Here is a 17,700-nt window from a genome sequence, read left to right on the forward strand (position 1 = left end):
ACTTTTGAAGTGATCACGCTGGCTCAAATTAATATTGACAAATACACTTAAAATCAGCACATGAATAAACCACCTCAAAATCATATGTGAGGTGGTTTTTTGTTTCTCTCTAAATAAGTACGTTATTAAAAAAGTGAGGGTATACTTTTGAGTATGAATTTTTACAAGGTGGACCCGAAGATATTGTTAAGCTCTTATCAGTTAAGTCTATAATAATAGATGCAAGTGTTTGAATCTCACCTATAGACTCCTTATGACGACAGATAGAGTTGGGAAAGTTATCATGGTTCCTTAAAGCTTCTTGAATATTTTCTATGCTAACGTTAGCAGATTTTGATAATACACTGGTTATATTGCATGCTCTATTCGGAGAGTCAGGTAATATTTCAAGGGTTTTATCTTCAAACTGGGTCTCCACTAAAAAATTGTTAGAATGACCCAAGACTCCATCATCAAGACCAAGGTAGTAAACATTTTCTGGTCCTCCTGACCCAGCTTCTAAGTTCAAAATGGTTCCCTTATCATCCGCTATAAGAAAGTTAGCAGATGAAGACCTATAAGGAAGAGTTACCGCCCTAACAGCTTCATTCAAAGTACGGGAATTAAGAATTTTTCTAAGTATAATATGAAATGGAACCCCTACTTCCCCTTTGTCTAAAGAACTGACAAGTAGATTAGTACATAATCCAATCCCTGCCGAATTGAAACCTATTTTACCTAAGTGACCTGCCTCTGATATCGTTAAGATGGAAGGTAATGACTCCTGTTCTATTTCCATTATAATGGTATTTTTCTGGATGTCCGTTTTCCAGTCCCAATTTTGACCAATGAGAATATGCCCATTTATAGTTTTATTTTTTGACACAGCAAAAGAAGTACATTCAGCGTGTATCTTTTTAGATAAACCAAACATAACTTCCGTTCTGACGTTCAGGGCTATTAAATCCGTTAGATCTAAACCAGATCCCGCTGCCATTCCTTTCAATTCTTCAATCAATTCTGGGGCGTAATTCTGAATAGGTTCTTGAAAAAAAAGTGCCTTGTTTCGGACAGTGTCCCAATCAGCGTTTGCATAATCCATAAATATTCTTTTATAGATCTTAATATTGCCATTTATCTGATCCGAAGCCTTTTCACCGATAAACATTCCTCTTTCAAAAGGATCTGAACCTTTGACTTTCAAGTGAAGAAAAGGAGTTGCTTCTTTCACTGAAAATCACCTCCAATTTCTTTATAACTTTAAAAAACCTAAAGTCATGGTTCATGTAACCATGACCTCCAGGCTTAATAGTGTTTTATTTATAAGTCTCTTTATCGAATTTAATGGTGATGTGATACCTTATTACTTGATAAAACCAGATCATAATGAAGCGTTTTCATAAACGTATGCAGGCATGTCAAAATCAGACACGGAAATTTTACCTTCCTTAATTAATTGATTTACCCGCTCACCACGATCAATCAGCTTTAAAGGCTCGCGATTTCTACTTATTTCTTCTCTTTGTTGTTTTGTAGCAGATTCATTAACTTCATAAACTCGACGTGGATTATCAACTTTTTGTAAGACAACTCCGTAATCATCTTTTGCACTCTCAATAGAGACAATGCACCGTTGAACATCAAGTCGTACTCTTTCAGGATCCCTTTCGAGAGGATCTCCCCATCCTCCTCCACCTGGAGTTGTGATGCGAATAATATCTCCTGCTTTAACAGGAACAGCTTCATGACTATGAATTATCTTTTTTTCCTGCGGAGTTCCAGGATTGATCCAGCAAACACCTGGCTTTCCTGATTTTCCACCGTTCACACCGAAGCAGGCAAATTCAGTTCGATAGGCTACAGGAGAAAATGTTCCGTCAACCAATGTACGTATATCTTTTAAGTAGCCTAGTCCACCTCTGTATTTGCCAGGACCACCTGAATCAATGAATGCTCCTACTCGCTCTACGATAATTGGGTATCGTTGTTCAATAAATTCAGCAGGTAAATTCCTTGAGTTCGGAACTAAATCAACCATATCAGTTCCATCTTCATAAGGTCTTGCACCCGAGCCGGCACCAAAGATTTCCCGGTACAAAAAAGGCTCTCCTTTATCTGTTTCTCCAAAGATTGCATAAAGTTGGATGTTTTGCATAGCGGCTACTGCATTACCTTTTGTTGCTTTAGCCATTGCTGCAGTGAAAGCGTTAATCATGATTAACATAGAGGTCATTCTGTCAGAACTAGGTGCTGGGAACCTTGCAGACAAAACAGTCTTTGGGGGAAGCATACATTTAAATGCATTTGTAAAACCATCGTTAATAACTAATCCTGGAGCATACCCTTTTATAAATGCACCAAGCCATTTAGAAAAGTGTCTGCCGTCCATTGGCCAGTTTACAGGGCCTTTTGTTTGTGGATCTGTCCCTTCAAAATCCACAATCATTCGTTCAGAATCTTTGCGTATCGTTAATTTAATTTTAACAGGCTTATCGCGATCTACCCCGTCATTTTCAATAAAATCTTCTCCAACAAATTCACCATCAGGAATCTGCGGGAGCGCCTTCTCCAGTACCGTTTTCTCACACCTGTCCATTATTTCATAAAAAGCAGCTTCAACTGTATCCGTATCATATCTTTCACACAATTCAAGCACCTGACGCTCAATAAGTCTTGCACAACTGATAAATGCGTCAATATCTCCACGCAATTCATCCGGAAAACGGCTGTTTCTTAAAATTATGCGATAAGCTTCTTCGTTTAATTTTCCTTGGTCATAAAGTTTTATTGGCGGACACATTGTACCGTCTTCAAAGATACTTGTTGATGACAACGGCCAGCTTCCCACTACACGGCCACCTACATCAGTACAATGCCCAAAAATTTGAGAAAAACCAATTATTCGTCCATCACTAAACACTGGAATGACAGCACAATAATCAGGAAGGTGGCCAATAGTTCCTAGAGAAGCATATACATCGTTATATATAAAAACATCACCCGGGCGGATATCCTCAAGTTCATAACAGTTTCTAATTGGATCAGCTGTTGCTGCCCAAGAAACGTGAGTCACACTGTTGCAATCGACTGTATTAAAGGAAGCTCTATAATCGTGCTGCTCGCGTATGATAGAACCTCTTGCCATTCTTTCAACTACTGCTTCTCCTTCATCGATAGCCCATTCAAGTGCTCCTTCAATAATATCTACAGTTAAAGTATCCAATTGCTTTTTTCTTTCTTGGATTCTTTGCCAATGTTCATCGTTTCTTGGCCATTCTCTAAAACGAAACGGATCATAGTGTTCCCTGTCTTCATATTTATTCATATCAATTGCCATCTTCATTACCTCCATCCTTTTCGCAAATGATATAACCTAGACTGTCAACATATGCTGTCCATTCAGGCTCCATAACAAATGTGGAGTCAAATTGTTTTATAATTGCTGGCCCTTTAAAAGGTTGGTTAATAGGTATTTTATATCGGTCATACACCGGAACAGGGTAGTATCCAGATTTGCCTTTAGTTGTTACGTACATGTTGTTTTTTCCAACTAAAGCATCTTCAAGATTCCGAGAGCTGGTATTATAGTTGTTCTGTTGCAAGCGGTTTAAAAGGCCGATCCCTGTTGCTCCGATATTAACTACTTCAACCAGTTCTTTGTTTTCATATGAATATCCATAACGTTCTAGGTGAGAACTATGAAACTTTTTGATTGTATCCCTAATGATTTCTTCGGAAATCTGTGCGTTTGCAGGAAGATCTACAGGTACCCTCAATTCAAAAGCTTGCCCCCAATAGCGGAAATCCATAAAGAGTTGAATTTTTACATTCTCGTTAGCAAATCCTTCGTTGTTTAAGTATTTTTTAGATTTTTCACTCACTATTTTAAATTCAGATTGAAGTTTTTCTATATCCAGGTTATCTTCCCGTTGAACATCAGTAATTACTTCATCTGCTCTAATATCTGTTAATAACAAGCCTTCAGCTGAAGTCAAACCGGGAAGTAATGGAACAATAACCCTCTTAATTTTTAATACATCGGCTGACCGGCATGCATGTAGTCCACCGGCACCACCAAACGGATAGAGTGCATACATCCTAGGATCCTGGCCCCGAGAAATGGAAACCAAATTGATGCCGCGTGCTATATTCTCGGTCCCTATCTGGATAATTCCTTCAGCAGCTTCTTCTACACTTAAGTTAAGTGGTATAGCAATATTTTCCGCTATCACCTTTCTGGCAGCCTCAGGATTCAGCATAACGTTTCCGTCTGCTAATGAAGTTGGAATACGGCCTAAAACTAGGTGCGCATCGGTAATTGTAGGCTGAACACCGCCAAAACCATAACAAGCAGGTCCCGGATCTGATCCAGCACTTTCTGGACCCACTTTTAAACTATTCCCGGCTGTCAACCATGCTATCGATCCACCACCAGCACCAACTGTTGTCATGTCTACCATTGGCGTTTTAATGTTGTAAACATCAATCTGTCCCTCAGTAAGCATCTTTGGTTCGCCATTTTCAATAAGACAAATGTCGGTACTGGTTCCGCCCATATCCAATGTAATTAAATTTGAATATTTACTTGATTTTGCGAGAGCAGCAGCTGAAACTACTCCGGCGGCAGGTCCGGACAACACCGCACTAATTGGCTGCCGTTTAATAGTTTCACTGTCAGTTAATCCTCCGCTGGACTGCATAATATAAAAACGAGTTTTATTTCTTGTATTTTCAAGTTGATCTGTTAATTTTTCTACATAGCTTGAAAGTGACGGCATAAGACCGGTATTTAAACAGGTACTTACTGTTCTCTCATATTCACGGTATTCTCTTATGACATCAGTAGAAATGGAAACGTAGCATGTTGGGTGCTCTTCTTTTACTATCTCTCGAACCCTTTCTTCCTGAGAAGGATTTCTATAAGAATTTATCAAAGACACGGCAATTGCTTCAATACCCATTTGTTTAAATTCTCTAGCCACTTTTCTTACAGCCTCTTCGTCTAATGGCCGTATTTCTTCACCTTTATAGTCTAAGCGGCCAGGGATTTCCCGTACCAGGTCTAGTGGAACAACACGCGGTGGTTTTATCCAAGTTACAATATCACCAAAATCCCCCGGAACAGTTTGTCTTGCACATTCTAACATTTCTCTGTAACCATCAGTTACAATTAAACCCATTTCACTATACTTGCTTTCGAGAATCGCATTGGTTGCCACAGTTGTCCCATGCATAACCATTGAAATGTTGGAGGAATCAATCCCCATGTCACCTAATGATTCAATTCCGTTTAAAAAACTCTCAGACGGATTTTTTGGAGTTGATCGTACTTTTAATGCTTTCCTACTGCCTGTTTCCTCATTAAATGCTACTACATCTGTAAACGTACCACCGATATCAATGCCAATTCTCCAAGACATACTTTTCCTCCCCAAATATAAATTATGGATTCAATGCTAACGTATTAAATCCAATAATATTATCACATGCTTGTTCTGGATTGTAAATTAATAAGTATAAAAATTTTTAATATTCATAATAGTATAAATTTAAGTGTGTTTATGAACATAATCTAGGAATAAAAAGCTGCCACTGTTCTAGTCTGTTTCGACGCTTCTTTGATGATATCTGAATCAACCTCTGTGTTTTCTAAAGTGGCAGAGAGTTTACAAGAAAATATGGTCAAAGTTTAAGATCTAAAACAAAAAGGTAAATCGAAAGTTAACTGAGCTTTATAAACGAAAAGCAACTCACTTGGCTTGAGTTGCTTTTCGTTTTTTATTGTTTTCAATTTCGAATAATGGAAATTTCGCACCAAAGTTGGAATGGATAAATAAAGTAGTCATTCCGTTTAAATGGAATGACTACTTCTTCTCGTTTTATATTTTGACAATATTACGAATGTTCGTGCTTCAATATAATATACCCATAAGGTAGAGTTGCTACCTCCATGTGGTAAAGCGGCGGAGGCAGAGCACGTTTATTAAAATCCCTTTAAACTGGGGTACAATTTCAGGTACTTCTCATATGCTGAATCGTATATTTCCTTATATCCGAGGTTTGGAAAGAAAACAGTTGCGGGAATCGCTTTTATAACTCTTTCCACAAATTCCTCGTAGCTTTCAACCCACCCCTGTTGAAGAAATGCTGCTGATGCAGCTCCTAAGGAGGGCAGGAATTCACTTTCATGCGGAATCCGTACTGGACGTCCGAGAATGTCTGCGATACATTGGCACCATGAGGCACTTTTTGCTCCGCCGCCTATTAAGGTAATGGTCCCTTCAGCCTCTTTTATTTGCAGTTCAAGAATCTGTCTAAATGAGAAGCAAATGCCCTCTACGACAGCTCGCGAAAAGTCACTTCGACTCGTTGCGGGGCTGACTCCCCAAAATGTCCCTTTTGCTTCAGAGTCATTTACTGGGCATCTTTCCCCATGGAGATAAGGGAGAAATAGCAATCCATTTGAACCTGGAGTGGAGTTTTGGACAGATTCCTCGAACGCCTGGTAAAGATTCTTTTTATCCTGATCAATGAAAGTTCGTGCGGCCCATCGATAGACATTCCCGACATTTAATAGTGGAGCAATAGAAATATTTATTTTCTGTGGCAGATGCGCCAACGTGAAGATGCCGTTCTGTTTTGGTGAATCGTCCCTTAATGGTATGGCGACCCATCCTGTTGTTCCTAAGTATAGATAACTGTCTCCTTCTCTAATTGCACCTGCACCCATTGTACTGGCACCGGCATCTCCGCATCCGCACAAAACTGGTGTGTTTTCCAAGAATCCCGTCTCGGCTGCAGCTTCCCTGTTAATAATACCGACCATTTCTGCAGGTTCATTTATGTTCGGCATCATCTTCGGTTCAATGCCGATTGATTCCAATATACTATTAGACCAATCTCTGCTTTTTATATCCATCATACCAGTTGTTGCTCCGGTGACAGGGTCTGTTGCGAAAGTTCCTGTTAATTGATAAATGATATAATCTTTTGCACTAAACACAAAGCAATTTGTTAATTGGTATTTTTCTTTTTGATTTTTTTTCATCCATAAAAGCTTTGCCAATGGTGTGGAAGCAGCTATTGCGTTCCCTGTTATTATCGACAAATCGGGAAATTCTTCATTGATCGACTCTGCTTCCGCTTCCGCCCGGGTATCCGAGTACAAAATCGCATTAGTCTTCTTTCCAGACTCAAGTATCGGAATAACATCCTCCATTTGCCCGCTAAAAGTAATCATTTTTATATCCGATGCGTCAATGGCTTCCTTCTCCCACCATTTATTGGCTATGTATTTAATGGCTTCCCACCAATCCTCGGGGCTTTGTTCCACTGCACCATTATCACCATGTATAGTATTGATTTCATATGAGTACTTTCCATAAATCTCGGCTTGGTTATTAATTAAAATGGCTTTTACTGCTGTTGTACCTATATCAAAGGAAGCGATCAATTCCACCGCCTATCCCACCTTTCCTCCTTTGACTTTAGAAAGCTGCTTAACAAAAACCATCAATTTATCAATCTCGTTTGTTTCAACAGTGCTGACAATCTCACTGCCTACCACAACACCATCGAATCCACTTTTGATCACTTCCTTAGCCAGCTCCTGATTTTTCACTCCAAAGCCGGCCATTAGTACAGCGTCTGTAAGATTCCGTATTTTCCGGTAAAATGATGGCAGAGAGCCAAGGTCTTTAATCTCCTCACCTGTTATACCTTTGTATATCTGGCAGTATACAATATTTGTATCTTTCACAGCTAATTTCAGCTCGGCATCAGGCATTCTATAATTCACGACCGGAATTACAGAAATTTCATTTCTGGTCAATTCTGCCTTTAGCGTGATTCCTTCTTCCGGGTTAAGATCAGGAATAACAAACCCATCCATGCACCCACTTGATGCAAGCTTTTTATAAAAATTAGTACGAATTAAATCTGCGTAATATCCCATAATCCAAATAGGAACGTCAATTTCTTTTCGTAAAGTCTCTAGAAAATGAATACTATATTGCTCATCCTGACAAAAAGCACTGTAGGTCCTGGCATGTGCCCGCTTAATGACATCTCCTTCAAGATAGGGATTACTGCTGGGAAAGCCTATCTCGATTGCATCCAACCCCGCCCGGACAGATTCTGTAATAATCTGAATCGAGCTCTCGACACTCGGGTCCCCTGCTACAAAATACCCGGTTATAAACCTTTCTTGCTGCTGTTTCACTTTATATAAAAAGGTCCGTTGGGCACCGCTCACTAGGAATCACGACCTAACTTTTGGATAATTAAAGCAGCAATGATGATGGATCCAGTGATTACATTTTGCATGAAAGTAGGGATTTCCAGGATCGTAAGACCGTTGGCCATAATCCCGATGATGGCCGCACCAAATAATGTTCCCATTATGTTTGGAACCCCGCTTTTGATAACCGTCATCCCTAAGAAGACTGCTGCATACGCATTCAGGAAAAATCCATCACCGCCAGTCGGGTGGGCAGAACCTAGCCTGGAGGCGAGCAGGGCGCCTGTTAACGCAGCAAGCATCCCCGAAAGGGCAAAGGCAATATTTTTATACATGGCTATGTTTATTCCAGAAACCTGGGAAGCTTTCTCATTTCCGCCGATTGCATAGAATCTTCTGCCAAGGGACATCTGAGACATCACAAACCAAAATACAAACACTAAGACCAGCATAATGAGTGATAAAAGAGGGATGCCCGCAGCATTGGTCGTTCCGATATATTTAAAGCTGTCCGGAATGTTTTCAAAAATAGTCGATCCACCAGTGAACCAAAATGTAAAACCGCCCAGAATCGTTCCCATCGCGAGTGTGGTGACAAATGATAATACTTTAAATTTAGAGATGATACTACCAGTTATGAATCCAATCCCTAATCCAGTCACAATAGGGACTAATAAACATAAAATAAGCGGCAGTCCGGAAGCTGCCATTTTCGCAGCGATGACTCCTCCCAAACTGGCCATCGCTCCAATCGATAAGTCAAATTCATTCACTGACATAACAATGGTGGCACCGATAGCGATAATAACCAGGAATGAGATTTGACGTGTGATATTAATGAAATTATCCAACGTCGCAAAAGATGCCGGGCTTAATAGGCTAAAAATAAGGATAATCCCAATTCCTGCGATAATGGTGCCGTAAGAACTGAACATATTTTTGCTAAAGAACACCCTCTTCGCTGGCTGGGTAGTTGTATTGATATTCAATTTCATAACGCCTCCTTTTGAAGCCGGTAGCAAATGTCGAGGATATCGTTTGGCTGTAACTCGGCATTGTCTAGTTCAGCCACTGTCTTTCCTTCACTAAAAACCACGACTCGATCACTGACTTCTAAAATCTCATGCAAATCGGATGATACATAGATTATCCCTTTACCTTGTAAAGCCTGGTCTTTCAAAAATAAATGAATTTCTAAACGCGTCATGACATCCACTGCCTGAGTCGGTTCATCGCATAGGTAGATATCAGGATTAGATAGCAATCCTTTTGCAAACACTACTTTTTGCTGGTTACCCCCGCTTAGCTCGGACACTGGCTGGTCCTCATGGATTGCTTTTAACTGAAATCGTTTCATTTCCTCTTGTACCTTAGTTATTTCAATATTCCTTTGAACGATACCGTGCTTAGTCACACTTTTCAAGATAGGCAGGGTCATATTTTCCCTGATGGTATTCTTCATAATCAAAGCATCTCCATGCCTGTTTTCCGGAATCAAAACCATTCCATTTCCGAGGGATTTCTGAGGACTGGCATTAGTGATTTCCTGATTTTGATACCAAATGGTTCCAGACTCTAGCTTTCTTAGGCCATATATCGCTTCCATGCACTCCGTTCTACCAGAGCCTGCCAACCCGTATACGCCAAGAATCTCTCCTTTTTTAAGATGAAAACTAACATTAGAGACAGTTTGATCTTTTGTCCGCAAATTCCGCACCTTTAGCAAAGCTTCATTATTTTTACGATTTGTTTGCGGCTGTTTTTTTCTCTCAATCTCTTGCCCGCCAGTCATTTTGCTAATCAGCAGCTCTTTTGATAGTTGTTCTTGTTCAAGAGTGGCCGTAAGCTTTCCGCCAGTCAGTACCGTTACCCTATCAGATAAACGAATAACTTCTTCTAACCGGTGGGATATATAGATAATAGCTACTCCTTGCAGCTTAAGTCTTTCAATAAAAGAAAAAAGGAGTTCGGACTCCTTATCAGTGAGTGAGGCAGTAGGTTCATCCAATATTAACAGCTTTGATTCGGACATCATCGTTCTTAAGATTTCCAATAAAGTTCTCTCAGCTGGTGCAAAAGCAGATACAGGAAGGTGAAGGGGAAGATTCATCCCCCATTTTTCCTGCAGGGTTTGTGCTTCTCTTTTCATAGCTTTCCAGTCAATCCCAAACCATGCTTTCTTCTTTGGATAGGGGTGATTCAGGAATAAATTTTCTAATCCGGTAAAATAGGATACTAGCTGCCGATCCTGGTGAATAACATTGATTCCGAGATTCTGAGCTTCCTTTGGACTATTTATCTGGACAGTCTGTCCTTCCCATGCTATGTTCCCGCTGGAAGGTTGATAGACCCCTGTTATCATTTTAATGAGAGTTGATTTTCCTGCACCGTTTTCACCGATCAATGAATGAATTTCTCCAGGCCGTATCACTAAATCGATTGAATTTAGGGCGGTATTCCCCCCGAATTGTTTAGTCAGTTTTTCTATCGTTAATAGATTCATCCTTATGCCACCTTCTGTGGATGATTACTTTGCTTCGATTATGTCTGCAGGAGCATACATTTCAGTGCTTTCCACTTCTTCACCATTAAACACGGAACCCATCTGCTTAATTACGATTTCTGCCATACCTGTAAAATTTTGCTTAATAGTTGCCTTAACCGGTGAACCACTATTAATCATTTCTACTGCCTGGCTGTTTCCATCGATTCCAGTTACAATGATATTCTCCCTCTTGGCAGCCTGAATGGCTTGAGCGGCCCCTATCGCAGGTTCATCCCAGCCGGCCCAAACCGCTGTAATAGAATCGTCCGCTTTATTGGATAAAAGAAGATTTTCCATTTGTTGACGCGCATTTTCAATTGGACCCGGTACTTTTATTTCCTGTTCAGTAACCACCTTGATTTCCGGATGCTCTTTTAACATTTCATCTAATACCTGTGTCCTTTTTAATACACCTGGATGAGGCCTGTGTGTGAGTACGATCAGATTTCCTTTGTGTCCCATTTGTTCAAACAAAAACTCCGTAATCATTTTTGACATTTCAGCATTATCACTTGTTGCATTTAATGTCATTCCCTCAATATAACTGGCATCACAGCCAAAGACCGGTATACCTTTTTCCTTTGCTTGCTGGATTTGTGATTTAAGCTGATTAGGATCTGTACTCACGATTATAATGGCATCAACACTAGAGGAAATAACATCTTCCATTCTTGATGCCAACGCACCCACATCACCGTTTGTGTCAACTACATTTGGTGTCCAGCCCTTAGCTTTTGCTCCTTTCTCCAATTCATCTACCATTTGTTTTGTTGTAACAGAGGATAAGAAAGGTGTTAGAATCGCAATCTTCTTTTCTTCCTCTTTTTTCTCTCCACTCCCCGTACTTTGAGAACAAGCTGCAACAGAACCTATTAATAGTAAACAAAAAATAATCGATAAGATTTTTCTCACGTTTTATTTCCCCCTGATTTCTTCTTTTTCTAATACGCTTATAGCTGTCTTTATGTCCGTAATTAGAACATCAACCCAACCGCCAGTTAATGCAGCATGTATTGCATTTACTTTTACTTTTCCTCTTGCTACAGCGATTACTTGTGGAATTTTCTTTAACTCCTCCGCCTGGATACCAATCATCCTTGGTGAAAAAGCAGTGCCTATTTCTTCTCCTCTTTCATTGATAAATGAGGTACAGATCCTTCCCACAGCTCCTTCAATTGTAAGTAACGAAAAATCTGCCGAGTTCATGTTGGCCGATTTTACATATGTAGCTTCTTTTGAAATCTCGCCTATGCCAATAATAGCTTTATTGGCTTGTCGTGATAATTCCATTACTTTTTCTATTTCGGGCTCGTGAATTAATACCGTTTTTGTTTCTACTGAACTAACCACTGCAGGTGCATTTAGAAGCCAATAGCTTCCCTTTGTATTTTTTGCCATTAATGCCGCATTCGTATTTGCATGCCCTTCCAATCCTTCAGCACCCCAGCTGCCCACAATAGGTACAAATTGCAGATTGCTCTTTTGGGGATCCTTAATCTCTCTGGCTAAAGCAGCAATGGATTTTCCTGCCATAACTCCAACAACATCATCATCCTTAAAAACGCTTTCAAGGAAAGCAGCACCTGCCTGCGCAAGTAAAATATCAGCTGAACCACTATCAGCCTCTGATGTATCTACAATTATTGCATCTCGAATATTAAATCTATGTAGCAACTTTTTCTCCAAAGTCGACTCATCACTATATGGATTACGAATCTTAACTTCGACTAGCCCTTCTGACTTTGCAGTTGTAATCATCCTGCTAACCTGTGATCTGGAAATTCCGTACCTAGCAGCAATCGTTTGCTGATTTAACCCTTGCTGATAGTAAAGCTGGCAGACCTTTACCATGAGCCTTAATTTTTCTTGTACCAATGAAGTCTCCTTTCGAGTTAACGTATTTTTTAAACGCACAAATTTTCATTGCTGAAATAATGTTCAAAACATGATATAAATTTACTCTTTATGTAAGTTAGTGTCAATTAAAATTCTGAATATTATAATAATTATATTGATATAATATATCTATTAATCTGTTTAGAAACGATAAAAAGATTTTAGTACCGTATATTGACTTTGGAGAAAAACGCAGATGTCCACAACATAATTTTGTTCTGAGTTAAAATATATTTTTCTAGTATTTAATCAATGGGTCAATCCTGAGCCCATCCTGTTTATTAGCCCAGTTGTGGTGTTTTATTGCAGATCCTTTATTTTTGCCCACCTAAACAGTGTCGAATTTAACATACTTACAGGATGAAGGTCTGAATGTGAAACTGAATGATTGGACCGCACGAGGGGTCACTTCAATTTACCGTGGTTGTCTTTATTTAAAGGCTCTGTTATTTCGATGTTGATTTTTTAGCAAAAGAAAAAGACCGAGTTGTTTATTTCCCGGTCTTTGACTTCTTCCCTTTTGTTTATCTATAAGTGTGTATAGGACGGTGTTCAGGTGGCCACACAGTCACTATTAATATTCATTCTTAGTCCTTTCTTTTGCTTGAACAATGGCCCTAATACATGCAACATCTATGCCTAACAAGCTCAAAATGAGAGACCACCGGAATAAAAACCGGTGGTCTCTAACTTACTATTATTTATTTATCATTTTGTAAACTTGCTCTACGTCTTTATCTCCACGGCCTGATAGGTTAACGATAATAATATCATTCTTATCTAATTGTGATGCTAGTTTGATAGCATGGGCTACAGCATGAGAACTTTCTAATGCAGGAATGATTCCTTCTACTTTAGAAAGTGTTTGGAATGCCTCTAATGCTTCTTGGCCCGAAACCGTCACATATTCGGCTCGATTAGTTGTTTTTAAATGACTATGTTCAGGTCCCACTCCTGGATAATCCAAACCTGCTGCTATTGAAAAAGTTGGTTGGGGTTCACCTTTTTCATCTAAAAGGGTTAAACATTTGAATCCATGAATGACTGCAGGGACCCCTTTTGTAAGAGTTGCCGCTTCTTCTGGTTCCACACCAATTAATCGAACATCTTCTTCGATATAATGAGCGAAAGCGCCAATAGCATTACTTCCACCACCTGCACATGCTACAATCGCAGTTGGGAGCTTTCCTTCTTTTTCAAGGATTTGCCGCTTGGACTCTTCACTAATGATTGATTGAAAATGTTTAACCATCGATGGAAACGGATGTGGTCCGACAGCTGAACCTAATAAGTAAAAAGTATTCTCATAATTTTCAACTAAGTCACTTAGTGCTGCATCGACAGCATCCTTTAAGCGTGCTTGTCCTTTATCTACCGCTACAACTTCAGCTCCTAATAACTGCATCCGGAACACATTTAAAGCTTGTCTCTCAGTATCATGTTTGCCCATATAAATAATGCACTTCATTCCACCTACGATAGCGCAAGCAGTAGCGGTTGCAACCCCATGTTGCCCAGCCCCAGTTTCAGCGATAATACGAGTAGCTCCCATACGCTTTGCTAACAGGATTTGTCCAATTGCATTGTTAATTTTATGTGCGCCAGTATGATTTAAATCCTCACGTTTTAAATAGATCTTGGCCCCACCTACTTGTTTGGTCAAATTCTCTGCAAAAGTAAGAGGATTTTCACGACCGATATATTCTTTCATATAATAATTAAATTCTTCTTTAAATTCAGGATCATCTTTGTATTTTTCAAAGTTTTCATCTAAGATTCCTAGAACCGACTTTAGATCTTCAGGAACAAAGCTCCCACCGAATTCACCATAAAAACCTTTCTCCGCTGCACTATTTTCCACGACTGACTCAGCTCCACTCTTTTCTAATTTGAATATCAACTAAAAGTAATTCTGATAAAATTATAACACTTTTATATTTTAAGAGAATTGGTAAAAAATTATATAAAGATTCGTTGTTCTGACCTTAGCAGCATATTTTGGACATCCTGGGAGAGTTTTGAGAAAGCTTTATGTAATAAGGCTGCTGTATTTTGTTTAAGCATATATTTTTCTTTCCAGTATGAGTATAACAAAATTCAACAAGATTCTGCCAAAAGATATGATAAATTCTTAGTAATCAAATGAGTTGGGGGATGGGTAATGGCTAGGATGAATAGCGAAACTTTGAATAGAATTCGTCGATCAATCCGTGTTTCTTTCTTCATATCAATGGCCTTTCTCATAGTCGGTTTATATTATCTTCACACTAAAGGTGAGCTTGGTCCTTATTTGTACACAATAATGAAAGGACTCAGTTCTATACTAATGGAATTATTAAATATGCTGTTGGTATTACTAACAAACGAACCGATGTTAGTAGGATTTGCATTAGTAAATAACGCTTTAATGCTAGGAATTGGTTACATAATTGCAAGGAAGCGGTTTTATAAAAGTTAGTGAAGGACCCTTTAATGCACTTCCAAGGACCATTTTTCAAAATGTTAAGTAAAAATGGTATGCCGATTGAAGTGAAACCAGTTGCGGTATACGAAGTTGACTTTAAAAAACATTTCCCGGAAACGGCTGTTTCCTCTGCAGAAAAAAAAACTAATCATTGAAAATAGAAAAAAATCTCTAACCCTGGGTTATAATTTGCCAAGCTGACCCATGGCTGCAAAACATTTATTTTTGATAAATATATTTTGCTAACTCGATTGTATTTACACGGAGACAGTGATAGTCTTAGTAGACTTAGGGTTATGCTATGTAAAGGAAGTACACACTATGGTGATTGAGTTGCACGCCTACTTTTTATTAAAGTACTTGGAAATTTAATAATTGCACTAGCGTTAACCAGTTCGGACCAGCATCCGAAAAGACATCTTTTACTTCGCAAAGTGTTAGTCAGTATGTCTGATTAACGCATTCTTAAGACCTACTCGATAGTTTGAAAGAGGAATATTTATCAGCAAGTTAATCTGCCCTTGTCGTGCAACAGGCAAAAGCTGAAGAATTCCTACTGTAGATGCCTTTGGTATAAAATGATCATCGGTTAAACTTGTAAAATATGTATTGAATAAACTCATTATGTTAAAAAATATGTATAAAAGGAATGAGACAATGAATAAAGTTGCGTTATTAAGAAGTCTGAAAAATGCCAGTCGAAGTAACTTCTTTTCATTAGAGATTCCCAATACAATAGAAGATGGAAAGCAAGTTGAGGAGTTGGCCAAGGAATTAGTACGGGATGGAAACATTAAAATAAGAGAGTGTGTTCAGAGAGAATACTCAATTTATCTACATGGAATAATCAAGTATGCATCCGAATAATCGGGTGCTTTTTAATGTCGTCGCAACACATGATGACATTCGGTTCTTTAATTCCCTCAGTTAAATAGGTTTTTCTCCAGGATACTCTCTAATCCTTTAGATCAATGAGAAAATCCGCCTAGAAATGGCAGCTGGCTCGGAAAGTAAAGCACCCTGTTTAGTGCGATAAAGAACCTGGTCAACAATCTGAAATTGCTATTGCACTCTTTTGTCCCCTTTTTGTTAATTAAAACAGTTGCTTTCTTCATAAAAAACCTTCAATATTATATTGTAAGGAAGTTTATACAAAAGAATTTGAAGGTGATTAACATTTTAGAAATTAAGTCATCCCCCCTCAGCGATGGGGAATTCAATAGAGGAGTATTTGCCACAATTGATATAGCAAAAGGTGAGCTTATACATGTTGCTCCTGTTATTCCTTATCCTAATAGGGAGCATATTTTAATTGAAAATACGGTACTTGACGATTATGTGTTTGAGTATGGTAAAAACCACTCTGCAGTCGTGCTGGGATATGGCATGCTATTTAACCATTCATATAAGCCTAATGCCACTTATGACATTAACTTTAAGAACCATACATTTGAATTCTATGCCTACACAGATATAAAAGCAGGAGAAGAAGTACTTATCAACTATAATGGTGATGTTGATGACAATGAGGCGCTATGGTTCAATAAAGATGAAGTTGAAAAGGGTAAGGATGAAACCGACTGTTGATTTTTTCAAACTTCCTCTGAGCATTCTTTTCATTTTGGTTTATTTCAATTAAACAAGCCCCTTGGTTTTTGATAAGTCCTTTTTGCCGTCAAGTATAGGACATGGTATCATACCAAGGGCTTTTTTATGCTCTAATATCTTTTTCTTCGTTACATGAATGCTGTCTCTTTAGATCTTCAAAATTTTTCAACTAAGGACCTTATAGCTGAATTAGTAAGTTGTTGATATTATATTTTTTTCATCACAAAATCATGTTGTAAACGTCTCTCTAATTTTTCTAAATTTCCCCCAGCTTCTACAAAAGTTTTGAATTTATCGGCCACTAACCTACCTGAATCTTTACTAATGTGTTTGACATTCAGCAATGTAACCACCTTTACAATATCAGGAGTCACATCTCCACGGTGTAATTTACCCGGGATTTTTGTCCACAATTTTTCCCATTCATCTAATAATCCAATCTCATTAAAATAAAGCTTTTGCAAGCCGCACAACCACGCCATACAAGAAGTGTTGCGTTTTTGACATCCTTCCTTATCCTTTAAGAATTCACACCCCTGACAACAAGAATTTCCACTTTTGATACAGACGCTACAAATATCATTAGCACCAATTTCTTTAAACACTGTTAACCCATACTCGATAAGCTCTTCTTTTTTCATTTCAAAACTCATTACTGTTCCTACTTTACTTAGTTTTAAAGTAATTTAGAGCTAGGTAAAAGGTATTTAGTTCATATTATTTGTATACTTCCCTTTTTTATTAGCTTGGTATCAAATTTTTGACGTTTTTATAGTTTCTTATACAGGGAATCTTATTGCGCTAACCCTTTAAGTACAATAAGAAAAAGCAGCCAAAAATGGCAGCCGGATTTAAGGCTTTATATTAACTTCTTCGGGCTTTTCAAGAGCTACTGAGTGCCCGCTTTCGAAATGACTTTATGTTATGATAATTAAGAATCGTTAACATTTCATTTAATCAATCTGTCGA

The 17,700-nt window shown here is 38.6% G+C and carries 13 protein-coding genes; 2 read left to right on the plus strand and 11 right to left on the minus strand.

Features of this window, described 5'->3' with window-relative positions; genetic code table 11:
• Positions 1–109 precede the first annotated feature (109 nt).
• The 10 genes from D0469_RS17900 to trpB form a co-directional block, all read right to left on the minus strand.
• Entirely contained in the window at positions 110–1,210 is a 1,101-nt protein-coding gene (locus D0469_RS17900; protein WP_117328098.1) for a C45 family autoproteolytic acyltransferase/hydolase, read from the minus strand.
• Between the two features lie 150 nt (positions 1,211–1,360).
• Positions 1,361–3,316 (minus strand): hydantoinase B/oxoprolinase family protein, encoded by a 1,956-nt coding sequence (locus tag D0469_RS17905; protein WP_117328099.1) that lies wholly within the window; start codon positions 3,314–3,316, stop codon positions 1,361–1,363.
• Positions 3,306–5,399, minus strand: a complete 2,094-nt coding sequence (locus tag D0469_RS17910; protein ID WP_117328100.1) for a hydantoinase/oxoprolinase family protein — start codon at positions 5,397–5,399, stop codon at positions 3,306–3,308. The genes D0469_RS17905 and D0469_RS17910 overlap by 11 nt, the downstream gene beginning before the upstream one ends.
• A gap of 563 nt (positions 5,400–5,962) precedes the next feature.
• On the minus strand, positions 5,963–7,438 hold the full coding sequence (locus tag D0469_RS17915) for a xylulokinase (protein ID WP_117328101.1): 1,476 nt from the start codon (positions 7,436–7,438) through the stop codon (positions 5,963–5,965).
• A gap of 3 nt (positions 7,439–7,441) precedes the next feature.
• On the minus strand, positions 7,442–8,233 hold the full coding sequence (trpA, locus tag D0469_RS17920) for a tryptophan synthase subunit alpha (RefSeq protein WP_117328102.1): 792 nt from the start codon (positions 8,231–8,233) through the stop codon (positions 7,442–7,444).
• Entirely contained in the window at positions 8,233–9,213 is a 981-nt protein-coding gene (locus D0469_RS17925) for an ABC transporter permease (protein WP_117328103.1), read from the minus strand. Before D0469_RS17925 ends, trpA begins: the two co-directional genes overlap by 1 nt.
• Positions 9,210–10,721: a sugar ABC transporter ATP-binding protein gene (locus D0469_RS17930; protein WP_117328104.1), complete on the minus strand. Its 1,512-nt coding sequence runs from the start codon at positions 10,719–10,721 to the stop codon at positions 9,210–9,212. The genes D0469_RS17925 and D0469_RS17930 overlap by 4 nt, the downstream gene beginning before the upstream one ends.
• A 24-nt stretch (positions 10,722–10,745) precedes the next feature.
• Positions 10,746–11,675: a sugar ABC transporter substrate-binding protein gene (locus D0469_RS17935; protein ID WP_117328105.1), complete on the minus strand. Its 930-nt coding sequence runs from the start codon at positions 11,673–11,675 to the stop codon at positions 10,746–10,748.
• A gap of 3 nt (positions 11,676–11,678) precedes the next feature.
• Complete coding sequence (locus tag D0469_RS17940) at positions 11,679–12,638, minus strand: sugar-binding transcriptional regulator (protein WP_117328106.1); 960 nt, start codon at positions 12,636–12,638, stop codon at positions 11,679–11,681.
• Positions 12,639–13,356: 718 nt separating this feature from the next.
• Positions 13,357–14,520 (minus strand): tryptophan synthase subunit beta, encoded by a 1,164-nt coding sequence (trpB, locus tag D0469_RS17945; RefSeq protein ID WP_233523112.1) that lies wholly within the window; start codon positions 14,518–14,520, stop codon positions 13,357–13,359.
• Positions 14,521–15,780: 1,260 nt separating this feature from the next.
• On the opposite strand from trpB, the gene D0469_RS17955 reads away from it, so the two are divergent.
• Positions 15,781–15,990, plus strand: a complete 210-nt coding sequence (locus D0469_RS17955) for a hypothetical protein (protein ID WP_117328108.1) — start codon at positions 15,781–15,783, stop codon at positions 15,988–15,990.
• Between the two features lie 309 nt (positions 15,991–16,299).
• A complete protein-coding gene (locus tag D0469_RS17960; protein ID WP_117328127.1) occupies positions 16,300–16,710 on the plus strand; it encodes an SET domain-containing protein in 411 nt (136 codons plus the stop codon).
• A 227-nt stretch (positions 16,711–16,937) separates the two neighbouring features.
• Here D0469_RS17960 and D0469_RS17965 read toward each other — a convergent pair whose 3' ends face one another.
• Complete coding sequence (locus D0469_RS17965; RefSeq protein ID WP_117328109.1) at positions 16,938–17,384, minus strand: DNA mismatch repair protein; 447 nt, start codon at positions 17,382–17,384, stop codon at positions 16,938–16,940.
• Between the last annotated feature and the right edge of the window lie 316 nt (positions 17,385–17,700).

The organism is Peribacillus saganii, from assembly GCF_003429095.1.
Classification (GTDB): Bacteria; Bacillota; Bacilli; order Bacillales; family DSM-1321; genus Peribacillus; species Peribacillus saganii.

Coding starts and splice junctions, on each gene's coding strand:
- D0469_RS17955 (WP_117328108.1), top strand. CDS start 15,781: ATGAATAAAGTTGCGTTATTAAGAAGTCTGAAAAATGCCAGTCGAAGT.
- D0469_RS17910 (WP_117328100.1), bottom strand. CDS start 5,399: ATGTCTTGGAGAATTGGCATTGATATCGGTGGTACGTTTACAGATGTA.
- D0469_RS17925 (WP_117328103.1), bottom strand. CDS start 9,213: ATGAAATTGAATATCAATACAACTACCCAGCCAGCGAAGAGGGTGTTC.
- D0469_RS17930 (WP_117328104.1), bottom strand. CDS start 10,721: ATGAATCTATTAACGATAGAAAAACTGACTAAACAATTCGGGGGGAAT.
- D0469_RS17905 (WP_117328099.1), bottom strand. CDS start 3,316: ATGGCAATTGATATGAATAAATATGAAGACAGGGAACACTATGATCCG.
- D0469_RS17965 (WP_117328109.1), bottom strand. CDS start 17,384: ATGAGTTTTGAAATGAAAAAAGAAGAGCTTATCGAGTATGGGTTAACA.